Below are 12,449 nucleotides of genomic sequence, written 5' to 3'. Positions count from 1 at the left end.
TCCACGGGAAATCGCCCGCGTCACTTCACCGGGGCAGCGGACGTGAACTGGGGGATCGCCCCGGTCGCCGGGGCGTCGGGCTCGATCGAAACCCAGTTGCCGTCGGCGCGGTTGATGTTGCCGGGAATGTCTTCCTCCCAGAAACCGACGACATTTCTCGTGATGTTGAGATAGAGCTTGTCATCGACGATGCGCCACAGGTCGGGATTGCCGGGCACTTTCCCCCCCTTGGCGACCCCGTAGGCGCAGTGCCCGTCGTACTGGGGCGCGTACCGCGCCGGATCGGCGAGGAACCTCTCCCGGTTCTCCTCCGACGAGAAGGCGAACGTCGCACCGTTGTACTCGGCGGTTATGCTCGCCTTGCCGGGAACGGCGGCGGGCTGGGGTGCCCCCACCGCCCCCTGCGGCAGGCCGAAGTAGGCAACGACATCGTAGCCAGATACGGCAAATCCTGTGTCGTCCACGTATTGCTCCCCGGCCAGCGCGCCGGTGGCGAGTGTCAGAACGGTGGCGGCGGAGGCAAGCGCGAGGGTAAATCTGGTCATGGTCATCTTCCTGCTGGGATCATTTCGATGATCAGGCTAGGCAGGGCCCGCGCATCACGCACCGCACAAGACCGTGACCTCGCGGCCCCGTGACACCGGACGAGACGTCCCGTGATCCCGATGCCCGATTATTTCAGGATCGGCGGTTTCGCGGGGTCCGACCCTGGCGGCATCCGAGGCGTTTGTTGCAGCTCTTCGCCCTGGGGCAGGTCGAACCTCAGGCCGACCTTCGCCAGTTTCGCCACGACCGGGTCGGAGGGCGCGAAGAACCCGACGTCCATCGCCCCGGCCTCGATTCCCGAAAAGGTGAGCGCCTCGGACGCCGCGCGCACGAGAGCGTCGTGCGCGCGCGGGATTGCCCCCACGAACCCCAGCAGGTGCCCCCGGCCGCCACCGGCGTATTCCACCCCCACCAGAAAGGCGCCCGCCGCCATCCCGGTCGCGGTGGCAAGCTTGGCGTCGATGGCGGCGATCAGGGTCTCCGGCAGCCCCTTGGGCGGCAGCACCTTCTCAATGCGCGCCTCCACCTCTCCGGGCGCGTGGTCGAGGGTCTCGCGCAGCCAGGCGACCGCATCGGCGGGCAGCAGGATTTCCGACGGCGCCACCCCGACGTTGACGGCCATGCCCAGCGGCTGGTCCGCCAGCATGCCGGCGATCGCCCGCCCCGACAAAGCGACATAGGGCGCGGGCTCGCCCACGTAGGCGCCCAGCCGCGCGGCGCGGTCGAAGACGAGCACGTAGGCATCGTCCAGCAGTACCGGGCTGATGCGGTCACCCTCCGGCTCTGCCTCCAGCAACAGGTAGAGTTCGACATCCGCGATCCGCTCGTAAAAGCGCAACCTTGCGGTGTCGTCGTCCTCCGCCGCCATCATGGCGGCGTGGGCGGTGTCGAGCGGGGTCGGATCAGTCATTCAGCACCTCTGCGACGGCGGCGCGAAGGCGGGGCAGCACCTCGACTTCGAACCACGGGTTTTTCTTCAGCCATCCGGTATTGCGCCAGGACGGATGAGGCAAGGCAAAGACGCCGGGCGGATGGTTTCGCCAGTCCGCCACCGCCTGCGTCACGGTGCGGAATCCCGGCAGGTGATAGCGCATGGCATGGCCCCCGATCAGCACGGTGAGCCGGATCTGCGGCACCACGTCGAGCGCCCGCGCCCGCCATGTACGGGCGCAGACGGGCGGCGGCGGCAGGTCGCTGCCCTTGGCATCGTACCCCGGAAAGCAGAAGGCCATCGGGATGATCGCCACCTTGCCGCGATCGTAGAACTGCGCCTCGTCCAGCCCCAGCCAGTCCCGCAGACGCTTGCCCGAAGCGTCCCAGAACGGCGTGTTGGCCTTGTGCACCCGCAGTCCCGGCGCCTGGCTGGCGATCAGGATGCGCGCCCCCGGCGCAAACCACACCACAGGGTTGGGTGCATGTCCCGTTGCAGTGGCCGCGAAGCGTTCGGCGCAGATGCGGCAGGCCCTCAGATCGTCGCGCATGTCAGACATGACCCTCAGATACACCGGCTCCCCGCCCTGCCAACCCCCAGTTTCATTGTTCTTCAAATACACAACAGGCCGGTCGCCACATTTCGATAAAGTTAGAAATAATGCTTGCACCGCGAAGTCATTTCTATACTTCTAGAAATATGAAAACCGATTCCCTCAGCACCCCGCCCCTGACACTGGCCGCCGCCAGCTTTGCCGCTCTCGGCTCCGAACAGCGCCTGTCGGTCCTGCGTACACTGGTGCGCGCGGGCCCCGACGGGCTGAGCATCGGGAAGCTGGGCGAACGCACCGGGGTCACCGGCTCCACCCTGACACACCACCTCAAGCTGCTTGCCGCCGCCAACCTCGTCAAACAGACACGGGCGGGGCGTTCGACGATCTGCGCGGCCGTGGCCTATGACGAGGTACAGGCGCTGGCGCATTTCCTGCTGACCGAATGCTGCGCGGATGCCGCGGCCCCCTGCGAGGACCACGATCATGGCTGAAACAACGCAATCTCACCGTGGCCTGACGGCGCACCTGCTGCGCTGGCGTCCCGGCGCCTGGGCCTTCACCGCCGCGATCCTCGTCGCGGTGGCCCTGTTCGACCAGCCCCGGTTCGGCCCGACGGTGATCTTTGCGGGCACGGCGCTGATCCACACCGCGCCCTTCATCCTTTTTGCCGTCCTTGCCGTGGCCTATCTCAAGGCGAGCGGCGCCGAGACGCTGCTTGCCCGCGCGTTCGAGGGCAACCCGGCGCGGATGATCGTCATGGCGGCCTTGCTTGGCGGGCTGTCGCCCTTCTGTTCGTGCGAAGTGATCCCCTTCATCGCGGCCCTGCTGGCGGTCGGCGCGCCGCTGGGGGCGGTCATGGCCTTCTGGCTGGCCTCGCCCCTGATGGACCCCGCCATGTTCGCGATCACGTCGGGCACGCTGGGCTGGGATTTTGCCCTTGCCAAGACCCTGGCCGCCATCGGCATCGGCATGTTCGGCGGCTTCGGCGTCATGCTCGCGGCGAACACCCCGCTCTTTGCCGACCCGCTGCGCGAACGCCCCGCCGTGGGTGGCTGCTGCGGGGTCAGGAAACCGTTTTCGGGTCAACCGGTCTGGCGCTTCTGGCACGACGGCGACCGCAACGCGGTGTTCAGGGAAACCGCGATCGACAATGCGCTGTTCCTGACCAAATGGCTGACCCTCGCCTACGTGATCGAGGCGCTGATGCTGACCTATGTGCCCGCGGACTGGATCGCCGGGGTGCTGGGCGGAACAGGCCTGATGCCGATCCTGCTGGGTGCGGTGGTGGGCGCCCCTGCCTACCTGAACGGCTATGCCGCCGTCCCGCTGGTGGACGCGCTGCTGGCGCAGGGCATGACGCAGGGCGCCGCGATGTCCTTTGTCATCGCGGGCGGTGTCAGCTGCATCCCGGCGGCCATCGCGGTCTGGGCACTGGTCAAGCCGCGGGTCTTCGCCGCCTACATCGGCTTCGCGCTTGTCGGCGCCCTGCTGGCCGGGCTGATCTGGCAAGCCGTGGCCTGAAGGCTACATCGGGAAACGCGCGGGGCGACGGGAAACGCTGCCCCATCAGGGAGCTGGTAGACATGCCACACGATCATCACCATCACATCGACCCCGAGGCGGGCGACACCAGGGTCGTCTTTGCCATCGCGCTGAACATGGTGCTGACGCTGGCGCAGATCGTGGGCGGCATCGTCGCCGGCAGCCTGTCGCTGATCGCCGACGCGCTGCACAATTTCTCCGACGCCATCGCCCTCATCATCGCCTTCGGCGCGCGCAAGATCGCCCGGCGTCCGGCGGATGCGGAGATGACGTTCGGCTATGGCCGCATCGAGGCGGTGGCGGCACTGGTCAATTACACCACCCTGATCGTGATCGGCCTCTACCTCGTGTACGAAGCGGTGATGCGGTTCATCGACCCCGCGCCGGTGGCGGGCTGGATCATCGTGATCGTGGCCGGGGTCGCGCTGGTGATCGACCTCGCGACCGCTGCGCTGACCTACGCGATGTCGAAAAGCAGCGTGAACATCCGCGCGGCCTTTCTGCACAACGTCGCGGATGCATTGGGATCCATCGCGGTGATCCTTGCGGGCACGCTGGTCATCCTGTTCGGCTGGACATGGGTCGATCCGGCGGCCACCCTGCTGATCGCGGGCTACATCCTGTGGCAATCCCTGCGCGAGATGCCCGGCGTGATGCGCATCCTGATGCTGGCCAGCCCGCGCGACCTCGACACCGCCGCGGTGATCGAGACAGTCCGCGCCACGCCCGGGGTGGCCAGTGCCCACCACGTTCACCTCTGGATGATGGGCGAGCATGAGACCGCGCTCGACGCGCACGTCGTGCTGGAGCCGGGAGCGCCGCCCGACACGACCCGGGTCGCGGTCAAGGCCCGGCTCGCCGAGGCGCACCACCTGCATCATTCGACGCTGGAAATGGAAAGCGCCGATCGCGCCTGCAGCGACGCCCGCGTGATCGGTCACTGACAGCCCAGCCCGCGTTGTACATTTGCTCTGCGATGAGACATAATGTGGACAAAATTGGGCATTAGGTTTCTGCCAAGCCACGACCAACGAGGCATTCGACCGGAACGAGAACCGCGAGCGATACAGGCATGCTGGAATTCGAGAACGTATCCAAGTCCTTCTGGACGGGATCCCAACACAAGGTCATCCTCGACCGGGTCTCGTTCAAGGTCGAACTGGGGCGGTCGCTGGGCATCCTCGCGCCGAACGGCACCGGCAAGACGACCCTGATCAACATGATGGCGGGGCTGGAGAAGCCCGACGAAGGCGAAATCCGTCGCGGCTGCAACATCTCGTTCCCGCTGGGGTTCATGGGCGGCGTCGTCACCAAGGTCTCGGCGATGGAGAACGCGCGTTACATCGCACGGCTCTATGGACTCGACCCGGACTACGTGGAAAGCTTCTGCCGGTGGCTCTGCGGGCTCGGCGAGTATTTCGACCAGCCGCTCGGCACCTACTCGGCCGGGATGCGATCACGGTTCTCGTTTGCCCTCATGCTGGCGCTGGATTTCGACATGTACCTGATCGACGAGGGCATGCCGGCCACGACGGATGTTGAGTTCAACCGCAAGGCAGGCGATATCCTTCAGGAGCGGCTGCGTACCACGACCATCATCATCGTCTCGCACCAGGCGCAGACGTTGGAAAAATTCGCCCGGTCCGCCGCGGTCCTGCTGAACGGGCAGTTGTACATGTTTGATACCTTGGAAGAAGCGAAACAGCTCTATGACTACGAAACCCAAGGCTCGTAAATTCCGCATCAAGCGGTCCGCACCGCCGCCCCCGCAGGGCCTTGCCGCCGCTGCCGAGAACAACGCCGCGCGGGAGACGGAACCGGTGACGCTGCGCCGTCCGCAGCCTCAGGACCGTTCCGACATTTCCGACCGTCCGGGCGGGCCGCGGGCGGTTCCGGATGCGGCCATGCCCCCCGAACGTCCCGCTCCGACCTCCGGCGCCGGGAAGGACGAGGATACCGCATCTTCCGAAACGGCCCGCACCGGCGAGGTATCCTCCGCAAGCGAGGTCGCGGGCGAACTCGACATGGACGCGATCCGGCGCGAAGGGCTGACCGGACGCCAGCTGCGCATGGCGCGCCGCGTGGCCCAGAAGCACGGCCTTGCCCCGACATCCGACTTTGATGCCGTGCGTCTCCTGCGCGCCCGCGGCATCGACCCGTTTCAGCGGTCCAACATGCTCGAGCTGGTGGTGCCCCAGGCCGGTGGCGAACACCGCGACGGCGCGCCCGGCGACATCATGGCGAACCTCCCCGCCCAGCGCGGCGGCGCGGGACAGGGCCGTGTGCAGTTGCCCCAGACCGTCCCGGCGGGGGGCGGTGTCAACCTGCCGTCGACCGAACTCAGCCCAGCCCAGCGCCGCGAACGCGAGATCGGCGAGATCCAGCGCGATATCTCGCGCCGCCGCCGGCGCAAGCTCGGCCTTCTCATGGTTCGGCTGGCGTTCTTCGTGATGCTGCCGACCTTTGCCGCGGGCTATTACTTCTACAAGGTCGCCACGCCGATGTACGCGACCACGAGCCAGTTCATGCTGATCCAGTCCGAAGGCACCAGCACCAGCCCCTTTGGCGGGCTGCTGCCGACGCAATTCGCCAACTCGCAGGACAGCATCGCCACGCAGGCCTACCTGCAGTCGAAGGACGCCATGCTGCGGCTGGACCAGGACGTGGGATTCAAATCCCATTTCACGGACGATTCCATTGATCCGATCCAGCGTCTGACGGACGACCCGACCAACGAGGAAGCCTACAAGGTCTACAAGAAGAACGTGAAGATCGGCTACGATCCCACCGAAGGCGTGATCCGCATGGAGGTCGTCGCCGCCGACCCCGAGGTGTCGACCGATTTTTCCCGCCACCTGCTGGAATACGCCGAGGAACGCGTGAACAACCTGTCCAAGAAAAAGCGCGAGGACGGGATGGCGGACGCGGTCGAAGGGCTGGAACTGGCGCAACAGAATCGCCGCGACGTGCAGCAGCGGTTGATCGAGCTGCAGGTGCAGAACGGCGTGGACCCCGAAGCCGAGATCGTGGCGATCCGCAGCCAGATCACCACCTACGAGGGGCTGCTGATCGAAAAGGAACTGGAGTTGGCCGCGCTTCTGGACAACATCCGGCCCAACAAGGCCAAGGTGGACGGTGCCCAGGGTGACGTGCGGCGCATCAACGATCAGCTGGACAAGCTGAACGACAGGCTGAACTCCGCCACCCAGGGCGACGATTCCCTTGCCAAGAAGGCTGTCGAGCTACAGCTGGCGCAAGCCGACCTCGTGGCGGCGGACGCCAACCTGCAACTGGCGCAGACCGGTCTCGAAGCCGCCCGTGCCGAAGCGAACCGCCAGGTGCGCTACCTCACGGTCGCGGTTGAGCCCGTCGCTCCGCAGGAACCCACCTATCCACGCAAGTTCGAGAACACGATCTTGGCTTTCCTGATCTTTGCAGGCATCTACCTGATGCTGTCCCTGACAGCGGCGATCCTCAGAGAACAGGTAACTTCATGACCCAAGTCCAGATCGGCGACCTTCTCATCGGCAATGACCGCCCCCTGACCATCATCGCGGGGCCATGCCAGCTGGAATCCGAGGATCACGCCCAGATGATCGCCGGCAGGATGAAGGACGCATGTGCGGCTGCGGGCGCGCAATTCGTGTTCAAGGCCAGCTACGACAAGGCGAACCGCACCTCACTGTCCGGCAAGCGCGGTCTTGGTATCGACGCCGGGCTCAAGGTGCTGGAATCGGTCGCGCGCGCCAACAAGGTGCCGGTCCTGACGGACGTGCACACCGAGGAACAGTGCGGGATCGCGGGTGATGTCGTGGACATCCTGCAGATCCCGGCCTTCCTCTGCCGGCAGACCGACATGCTGCTTGCCGCCGGACGGACCGGCAAGGCGGTCAACGTGAAGAAGGGCCAGTGGCTCGCCCCCTGGGAGATGGGCAACATCGTCGACAAGATCACCTCCACCGGGAACGACAAGATCCTGCTCACGGAACGTGGCACGTCCTTTGGCTACAACACGCTGGTGACCGACATGCGCGGCCTTCCCCAGATGGCGCAGACCGGCTTTCCGGTGGTCATGGACGCGACCCACGCGGTGGCCTCCCCCGGTGGCAAGGGTACGTCCTCGGGCGGGCAACGCGAATTCGCGCCCGTGCTGGCGCGGGCGGCCGTGGCGATCGGGGTCGCGGCGGTATTCATGGAAACCCACGAGGATCCCGACAATGCCCCCAGCGACGGGCCGAACATGATCTATCTCGACCATATGCCGGAACTGATCCAGACGCTGATGCAGTTCGACGCGTTGGCAAAGAAGCACCCGGTCGCGATCTGAACCATGCCGCGCCCCGCTCCGACCGTCACGCCCAACACATGGGCATTCCTGCGCGACGCGATGATCGCGCCCACCGGCTTCCGCGAGTACGACGCGCGCTGGAAATATCCTGAAGACATCAACCTGCCGGGCATCACGGCGCTGGGGCTCGGGCTTGGCACGCAGATGCACCGCCGCGGCATCGAACCGGTGATCGCGGTCGGCAACGACTACCGCGACTATTCCCTGTCCATCAAGAACGCCCTGATGCTGGGCCTGATGCAGGCCGGCATCCGGGTGCGCGACATCGGCCCCGCGCTGTCGCCGATGGCCTATTTCGCGCAGTTCCACCTCGATGCGCCCGCCGTGGCGATGGTCACCGCCAGCCACAACCCCAACGGCTGGACGGGGGTCAAGATGGGCTTTGAACGGCCCCTCACCCACGGCCCCGACGAGATGGCCGAGCTGCGCGACATCGTGCTGAATGGCGAAGGCGAGACGCGCGAGGGCGGCTCCTACGAATTCGTCGAAGGGGTGCGCGAGGCCTATCTCGACGACCTCGTGGGCGATTTCCGCGTGTCGCGGCCGCTCAAGGTGGTCTGTGCGACCGGCAACGGCACCGCCTCGGCCTTCGCGCCCGAACTCTTCCGCCGCATGGGCGTGGAAGTGATCGAAAGCCACAACAGGCTCGACTACACCTTTCCGCACTACAACCCGAACCCCGAGGCCATGGAGATGCTGCACGACATGGCGGCCTCGGTCAAAGCCTCCGGCGCGGACTTCGCGCTCGGCTTCGACGGCGACGGCGACCGCTGCGGCGTGGTGGACGACGAGGGCGAGGAGATCTTTGCCGACAAGGTCGGCGTGATCCTGGCCCGCGACCTGGCGAAATTGCATCCCGGCGCCACCTTCGTAGCGGACGTGAAATCCACCGGGCTTTTCGCATCTGATCCCGAGCTGCTGAAGCACGGCATCAAGGCGGATTACTGGAAGACCGGCCACAGCCACATGAAGCGCCGGGTCAAGGAACTGGGCGCGCTGGCGGGGTTCGAGAAATCGGGCCACTACTTCCTGGCCGAGCCGATCGGGCGCGGCTACGACTGCGGCATGCGGGTCGCGGTGGAGATCTGCAAGCTCATGGACCGCAACCCCGACAAGTCCATGTCGGACCTGCGCCGGGCCTTGCCGCAGACATGGGCCACGCCGACCATGTCGCCTTTCGCCCCGGATACGGAGAAATACGCCATCCTCGACCGGATCGTGCAGAAACTTTCCATCCTGGACGTGCTGGCGGGCCGCAAGGTGGATCAGGTTGTCACGGTGAACGGCGCGCGGGTGATCTTGGACAACGGGGCCTGGGGTCTGGTGCGGGCGTCGTCGAACACGCCGAACCTGGTCGTGGTCTGCGAAAGCCCGGACTCCGAGGACGAGCTGCGCCGCATTTTCGCCGAACTGGACGACGTGATCCGAACCGAACCCGGCGTGGGTGACTACGACCAGACCTTCTGACCCTGTCGCGGAAATTCTTTCAAAGAATTTCCCCGGAGTTTTCATAAAACTCCGGCCCCTCTCATCACTTCCGGCGCTGGTGCTCGTCCAGCCTTGGCATGATCTCGACGAAATTGCAGGGGCGGTGGCGGTAGTCCAGCTGCCGGGCCAGGATCTCGTCCCAGGCATCCTTGCAGGCCCCCGGCGACCCCGGCAGCGCAAAGAGGTAGGTGCCGTTCGCCACCCCGCCGGTCGCACGGCTCTGGACGGCGGAAGTGCCGATCTTGTTCATCGACACGATGGTGAAAACGGTGCCGAAGGCATCGATCTCCTTTTCGTAGACGTCGCGGTGCGCCTCGACTGTCACGTCACGGCCCGTCAGCCCCGTGCCCCCGGTGCTGATCACAACGTCCACGCTCTCGTCCGCGCACCATGCACGGAGCTGGTCCGCGATCTCGGTTCGCTCGTCGGGGAGGATCCGGCGGTCGGCCAGCACATGCCCCGCCGCCTCGATCCGGTCGACCAGCACGTCGCCCGACCGGTCTTCGGCCAGCGTGCGCGTGTCCGATACCGTCATCACCGCGATTCGTACCGGGATGAATTCCTTGCTGTCGTCGATCCGGCTCATGTCCGCTCCATCATTGCAAGCCGCGCCGCCAGCGCGACGAAGATGCCCGCGCTGACATAGCCCAGCACCCGCCCGCCACGTGCCAGCCTGCGGCCCAGCGTGCTGGCGAAAATCCCGACGCCTGCGTTGATCACGAATCCGCCCAGTCCCAGAACCGCGCCAAAGACGAGGAACTGCCCCAGCACGGGGCCGGCTTCGGGGCGCACGAACTGCGGCACGAAGGCGAGCACGAAGAGGATCACCTTGGGGTTGCTCAGGTTCACGTAGAACCCGGTGCGGAACGCCTGCCAGACGCCATGGGCGCGCGCTTCGTCCCGCGCCGCCTTGCCGTGCCGCAGGGTCTGCACCGCCAGCCAGAGCAGATAGGCGACGCCGATCCAGCGGATCGCCTCCAGCGCCCAGGGCAGCGCGGCGACCACCGCCCCCAGCCCCAGCCCCGCCAGTGTCACATGCACCATGCACGCCGCCGAGATGCCGGCACTTGCGGCGACGGCCGCGCGGCCATCCGACCGCAGGCCCTGGCCGAGACAGAACATCATGTCGGCGCCCGGTGTCAGGTTCAGCGCCAGTGCCGCCGGCACGAACGCCAGCAGGGTCAGCGGGTCAACCATGGGACAGTCGCGCTCTGAGCGCCAGCAGGTCCGCCCAGGTCTCGCGCTTGAACTCGGGCGATCGCAGCAGGTAGGCGGGATGGAAGATCGGCAGCGCGGGCAGACCCGCGGCTTCCGTCCAGTTCCCCCTGAGCCGGGTGATGCCCCGCTTGCCCAGCAGGGCCTGACAGGACCAGTTGCCCACGATCACCAGCACCCTGGGCTGCGCAAGCGCGATGTGGCGCAACAGGAAAGGACGCATCATCGCGATCTCGTCGGGCTTGGGGTCGCGGTTCTGCGGGGGGCGCCACGGCAGGGCATTGGTGATGTAGACCGGCGCATCGGCGCGGTCCCGCCCCATATCGATGGCTGCCAGCATCCGGTCCAGAAGCTGGCCTGCCCGACCGACGAAGGGTTTGCCGGCGCGGTCCTCCTCCCGGCCCGGCGCCTCGCCGATCAGCATCACGGGCGCGCCGGGAATGCCGTCGCTGAACACGAGGTTGCGCGCGCCCTTCTTCAGATCGCAGTGGTCGTACGCCGCGATAGCGGCGCGCAGGTCGTCAAGCGTGGCGGCAGCCGCGGCGGCCTGCTCTGCCACGGCAACAGCGTCGGGGGCCGCTGCGGGCGCGGCATGTGCCGGGGCCGCAGGCGCCACCGCCGGCGCGCGGGTCTTCTCCTGCGCGGCGGGCACGTCGTACCGGTTGACCGGCGCGTCGCCGATCGCCTCGACCGCGCCGAGTTCGATCTGCCATTCCAGCAGGGCGAGGTCGTGATGATATCCAGATGATTCCATGCGCATATCCTACGCCCCGCATGGGCCAAGCTAAATCCCTACCTTGCCGCGCCCGCCCGGCCGACCCTATAAGGGCCGCGACAATGACGAGAGGCGCCGCCATGTCCTTCCCCCACCGCCACCTGCTCGGGATCGAGCATCTGTCCCAGTCGGACATCACTACCCTGCTGGATCTGGCCGATACCTACGCGGACCTGAACCGCCAGCCGGACAAGCACGCCGATGCCCTGACCGGGCTGACGCAGATCAACATGTTCTTCGAAAATTCCACGCGCACGCAAGCGAGTTTCGAAATCGCGGGCAAGCGGCTCGGCGCGGACGTGATGAACATGGCGATGCAGGCCAGTTCCATCAAGAAAGGGGAGACGCTGATCGACACCGCGATGACGCTGAACGCGATGCATCCGGACCTGCTGGTGGTGCGCCACCCGCAGTCGGGCGCGGTGGACCTGCTGGCGCAAAAGGTCAATTGCGCGGTGCTCAACGCGGGGGACGGGCGGCACGAACACCCCACGCAGGCGCTGCTGGACGCCCTGACCATCCGCCGCGCCAAGGGGCGGCTGCACCGCTTGAGCATCGCCATCTGCGGGGACATCGCCCATTCGCGCGTGGCCCGGTCGAACATCCTGTTGCTGGGCAAGATGGAAAACCGGATCCGCCTGATCGGCCCGCCGACCCTGATGCCGGCGGGCGTGGCCGATTTCGGGGTCGAAGTCTTTGATGACATGGCTGAGGGTCTGAGGGACGTTGACGTCGTGATGATGTTGCGGCTGCAAAAGGAGCGGATGGACGGCGGGTTCATCCCGTCCGAACGGGAGTACTACCACCGGTACGGGCTCGACGCCGAAAAGCTGACCCATGCCGCGCCGGATGCCATCGTGATGCACCCCGGCCCGATGAACCGCGGGGTCGAGATCGACGGCACGCTGGCCGACGACATCAACCGCAGCGTGATCCAGGACCAGGTGGAAATGGGCGTGGCCGTGCGCATGGCCGCGATGGACCTTCTGGCGCGAAATCTGGGGAATGCCCCGGCACGTCAACTTTCCTGACCGATGCGCGAACCATTTCA

At 66.4% G+C, this 12,449-nt stretch carries 14 protein-coding genes; 8 read left to right on the top strand and 6 right to left on the bottom strand.

Annotation, left to right across the window (positions count from 1 at the left end):
• Positions 1 to 20 precede the first annotated feature (20 nt).
• The 3 genes from BOO69_RS03605 to BOO69_RS03595 form a co-directional block, all read right to left on the bottom strand.
• Complete coding sequence (locus tag BOO69_RS03605; protein WP_071973619.1) at positions 21 to 545, bottom strand: YHS domain-containing (seleno)protein; 525 nt, start codon at positions 543 to 545, stop codon at positions 21 to 23.
• Positions 546 to 673: 128 nt separating this feature from the next.
• On the bottom strand, positions 674 to 1,456 hold the full coding sequence (locus BOO69_RS03600; protein ID WP_071970385.1) for an SseB family protein: 783 nt from the start codon (positions 1,454 to 1,456) through the stop codon (positions 674 to 676).
• Complete coding sequence (locus BOO69_RS03595) at positions 1,449 to 2,036, bottom strand: uracil-DNA glycosylase family protein (protein WP_156874854.1); 588 nt, start codon at positions 2,034 to 2,036, stop codon at positions 1,449 to 1,451. The genes BOO69_RS03600 and BOO69_RS03595 overlap by 8 nt, the downstream gene beginning before the upstream one ends.
• Before the next feature lie 140 nt (positions 2,037 to 2,176).
• Between BOO69_RS03595 and BOO69_RS03590 the strand changes: the two genes are divergently transcribed.
• The 7 genes from BOO69_RS03590 to BOO69_RS03560 all read left to right on the top strand — a co-directional run bounded on the left by BOO69_RS03590 (position 2,177) and on the right by BOO69_RS03560 (position 9,387).
• The gene (locus BOO69_RS03590; RefSeq protein ID WP_071970381.1) at positions 2,177 to 2,521 is read left to right on the top strand and encodes an ArsR/SmtB family transcription factor; all 345 of its coding nucleotides are present in this window, start codon (positions 2,177 to 2,179) and stop codon (positions 2,519 to 2,521) included.
• Positions 2,514 to 3,551 (top strand): permease, encoded by a 1,038-nt coding sequence (locus tag BOO69_RS03585; protein WP_071970379.1) that lies wholly within the window; start codon positions 2,514 to 2,516, stop codon positions 3,549 to 3,551. Before BOO69_RS03590 ends, BOO69_RS03585 begins: the two co-directional genes overlap by 8 nt.
• 62 nt (positions 3,552 to 3,613) lie before the next feature.
• A complete protein-coding gene (locus tag BOO69_RS03580) occupies positions 3,614 to 4,516 on the top strand; it encodes a cation diffusion facilitator family transporter (RefSeq protein ID WP_071970377.1) in 903 nt (300 codons plus the stop codon).
• Between the two features lie 128 nt (positions 4,517 to 4,644).
• Entirely contained in the window at positions 4,645 to 5,307 is a 663-nt protein-coding gene (locus BOO69_RS03575; RefSeq protein WP_071970375.1) for an ABC transporter ATP-binding protein, read from the top strand.
• A complete protein-coding gene (locus BOO69_RS03570) occupies positions 5,282 to 7,069 on the top strand; it encodes a KpsE/RkpR family capsule polysaccharide export protein (protein ID WP_071970373.1) in 1,788 nt (595 codons plus the stop codon). Before BOO69_RS03575 ends, BOO69_RS03570 begins: the two co-directional genes overlap by 26 nt.
• Positions 7,066 to 7,899 (top strand): 3-deoxy-8-phosphooctulonate synthase, encoded by an 834-nt coding sequence (kdsA, locus tag BOO69_RS03565; RefSeq protein WP_071970371.1) that lies wholly within the window; start codon positions 7,066 to 7,068, stop codon positions 7,897 to 7,899. The genes BOO69_RS03570 and kdsA overlap by 4 nt, the downstream gene beginning before the upstream one ends.
• A gap of 3 nt (positions 7,900 to 7,902) precedes the next feature.
• Positions 7,903 to 9,387: a phosphomannomutase/phosphoglucomutase gene (locus BOO69_RS03560; protein ID WP_071970369.1), complete on the top strand. Its 1,485-nt coding sequence runs from the start codon at positions 7,903 to 7,905 to the stop codon at positions 9,385 to 9,387.
• Positions 9,388 to 9,451: 64 nt separating this feature from the next.
• On the opposite strand, the gene moaB is transcribed toward BOO69_RS03560, so the two are convergent.
• Genes moaB through BOO69_RS03545 form a run of 3 tightly spaced genes read right to left on the bottom strand, consistent with a single transcriptional unit; the run spans position 9,452 to position 11,377 of the window.
• Complete coding sequence (gene moaB, locus BOO69_RS03555; RefSeq protein WP_071970367.1) at positions 9,452 to 9,994, bottom strand: molybdenum cofactor biosynthesis protein B; 543 nt, start codon at positions 9,992 to 9,994, stop codon at positions 9,452 to 9,454.
• Positions 9,991 to 10,605 carry a LysE family translocator gene (locus BOO69_RS03550; RefSeq protein ID WP_071970365.1) on the bottom strand — a complete coding sequence of 205 codons (615 nt, stop codon included), beginning with the start codon at positions 10,603 to 10,605 and terminating at the stop codon, positions 9,991 to 9,993. The genes moaB and BOO69_RS03550 overlap by 4 nt, the downstream gene beginning before the upstream one ends.
• Positions 10,598 to 11,377 carry a uracil-DNA glycosylase gene (locus BOO69_RS03545; RefSeq protein WP_071970363.1) on the bottom strand — a complete coding sequence of 260 codons (780 nt, stop codon included), beginning with the start codon at positions 11,375 to 11,377 and terminating at the stop codon, positions 10,598 to 10,600. Before BOO69_RS03545 ends, BOO69_RS03550 begins: the two co-directional genes overlap by 8 nt.
• 101 nt (positions 11,378 to 11,478) lie before the next feature.
• Between BOO69_RS03545 and BOO69_RS03540 the strand changes: the two genes are divergently transcribed.
• Positions 11,479 to 12,429 (top strand): aspartate carbamoyltransferase catalytic subunit, encoded by a 951-nt coding sequence (locus BOO69_RS03540; protein ID WP_071970361.1) that lies wholly within the window; start codon positions 11,479 to 11,481, stop codon positions 12,427 to 12,429.
• The last annotated feature ends 20 nt before the right edge of the window (positions 12,430 to 12,449 follow it).

It is taken from the genome of Sulfitobacter alexandrii (genome assembly GCF_001886735.1).
In the GTDB taxonomy this organism is placed as follows: Bacteria; Pseudomonadota; Alphaproteobacteria; order Rhodobacterales; family Rhodobacteraceae; genus Sulfitobacter; species Sulfitobacter alexandrii.
The sequence above is the reverse complement of the archived record's forward strand: the minus strand, read 5'-3'. Positions and strand labels throughout refer to the sequence as shown.